The 2114-nt window shown below is 46.5% G+C and carries 3 protein-coding genes; all 3 read right to left on the reverse strand.

Annotated features, from left to right (window positions below; all coding sequences use genetic code 11):
• Positions 1–299: 299 nt before the first annotated feature.
• From O2597_RS18545 to O2597_RS18555, 3 genes are read right to left on the reverse strand one after another with little or no spacing between them, the layout of a single operon-like run.
• The gene (locus tag O2597_RS18545) at positions 300–731 is read right to left on the reverse strand and encodes a hypothetical protein (RefSeq protein ID WP_269527271.1); all 432 of its coding nucleotides are present in this window, start codon (positions 729–731) and stop codon (positions 300–302) included.
• Between the two features lie 60 nt (positions 732–791).
• Positions 792–1181: an ExbD/TolR family protein gene (locus tag O2597_RS18550; RefSeq protein WP_269527273.1), complete on the reverse strand. Its 390-nt coding sequence runs from the start codon at positions 1179–1181 to the stop codon at positions 792–794.
• A 27-nt stretch (positions 1182–1208) separates the two neighbouring features.
• The gene (locus O2597_RS18555; protein WP_269527275.1) at positions 1209–1679 is read right to left on the reverse strand and encodes a hypothetical protein; all 471 of its coding nucleotides are present in this window, start codon (positions 1677–1679) and stop codon (positions 1209–1211) included.
• Between the last annotated feature and the right edge of the window lie 435 nt (positions 1680–2114).

Raw genomic sequence — 2114 nt, forward strand, 5'->3', positions numbered from 1 at the left:
GCGAAGGCAGCTGCCCACCACCAATAACAACATCCAACAACCTTCCAGTCTGGACTTCCATCCGAAGCTCCACTGGACTACATCTAAACAATCACTGCAACCTGTCCAAGGTTCGGGTCCACTTCATTCTTGAGTGAAGGCATCATATTTACTTTTTGCTCGAAGGGTGAGGATGCTAAGGACGGAAATATAGCCGACGATCAGAACAAGAGGTATCGCTATGATGAGTTTCTTTTTCATTCCTTTGTCGAACGGTGAGCATAGCATATGGCTGAAGCGCGGAGCGTGAAAGACATTGGCTACTGCGTTTTGTTAGATTGTGCTTTTATTCGTTCGATTTCGGCCTGGGAGAGGTAGGACAGGTCAGGTATTTCACCATGCCTCAAATTCAATTCGTCTCCTGATTCTGTCATTCGATAACTAAAGGTAGTATCATATTTTCGTCCACTGGGAGAGACTAAAGTCGCTTCTCCCAGAATGGGAAATTCTGTAAGTTTGTCTGTGCCGTAATGAACAGACTCAACGGTGTAGTATTCATTTTGATCGATGATACGCTCAAGAATCGAAGCTTTATATGATTCAATTTTATCTTTCTCGAATGCACTAGGATCACCCGCGAATAGCAGCAAGGCTACAAGAATAAGCATTGGGATGCCAAAGACGACTAGAAGTAGCTTCGCGCCACCTGAAGCACCATCGAGATAGCGCTCATGCCATTGGTTCACATTCATATCTAACGTCGAGAGTAGCCGACGCCTAGGCGCAGCCTAGGTTTTGGCTATCTCGACTGGTTATGCCTTGATTGTCGCCATGCTGATATTTTTTACTCCTGCTTTCTTGCAGGTATCCATAACCGAAATTACCTTTTCCATTGGGACAGTGCTTTCAGCTCGAATCAGAACCTTCGAATCTTCGGGTAACTTTTTTAGAACTTTTTCTAAGTTTTCTAATGTGATCTTTTCTCCCTCAGTGCTGAGCCCTTCAGAAGTAATCGAAACTTCAAGCGTATTCTTTTGCTCCATAGCAGCTAGCTTCTTTTTTTGTTCCTGCAGGGCGATCTCCTGATCTTTTATCTCTTGGCGGAGAATCTCAGTGGCGTCCGTGGCTTCCTCCGTCTCACCTGAAACAGAGAATGCTGACAGTGTGAGTATTGCGGTGATGCTTAGTAGTGCGTTTTTCATTTTTTGTTTTTCTGCATAACGTCGAGGCTAGTCGCGATGAGGCGCAGCCTCGTCGTTGACTATGCTGACTGGTTCTGCCTCTAGGTCTGGTTCAAACTGCCTAAAGATCTTAGTGACCTTTTCCTGATTCTCTTTAGTTTGCTTCACGATGATGTGGTATCTCTGAAGTCTCATAACCGCTGTAGCCTTCCGAGACGTCTCAGGCAGGCAAACAAGACTTCCTTGGATTCCAATAAAATCGACACCTTGCTCCTGTAAATAGCGAAGAATCGCCATTTCTTTTTGATTCATTTCTTCATCATACTCGTCCATAGGCTTGTATGACTCCGGTGTCCCTTTGGGTAGACTATGAATTCTGTTTATTGTGTAGATGCAGATAGTAAGTTCGGGTTTGTCCTCCAATTTCCAGTCTGCAGGTGGTGCAAATGGGTCAACATTCTCTTCCGCCAAGAGAGGTGCAGAGATGATGCAGATCAGCAGTAGGATGACTCTATTCATTTCAATCGCAGAACGGTGAGGAGTCTCAAGGAGTGAGCGACGCAGGAGCGAAAGAAGTTGAGACCTCCGACTGGATATGGCTTCCAGAGTGTCCAGTGGGACCGCATCCGGCAAGTGCCTTCTGTTTCATACACTCCATTCTGTTTTTTCCACAACCGCTCCGCTAGAGAGCCCTCCCACCTTCGCCAAGGCTACGGCGGACATGTCGGGCGAGGTTGGGGAGGAGCTTCATGGGTGGATTCATTCTCTTTCTCCCTTCCTCCCTGTCTCTAGCGTAGCGGTTGTAAAATTATCATTCTTTTCTATATCGTCGAGTGTGGGCGCGCCAACGGCGTTGCCCATCACGCCTGGTTAGCTGTTTCTTTGTTTAGGTCAGGTGGAAGAGTTTTATGGGCATCTTCAAAATAGGCTTTGGACGGTGCTGCCAATAATCCC

The sequence above is a fragment of the Coraliomargarita parva genome (assembly GCF_027257905.1).
In the GTDB taxonomy this organism is placed as follows: Bacteria; Verrucomicrobiota; Verrucomicrobiia; order Opitutales; family Coraliomargaritaceae; genus Coraliomargarita_A; species Coraliomargarita_A parva.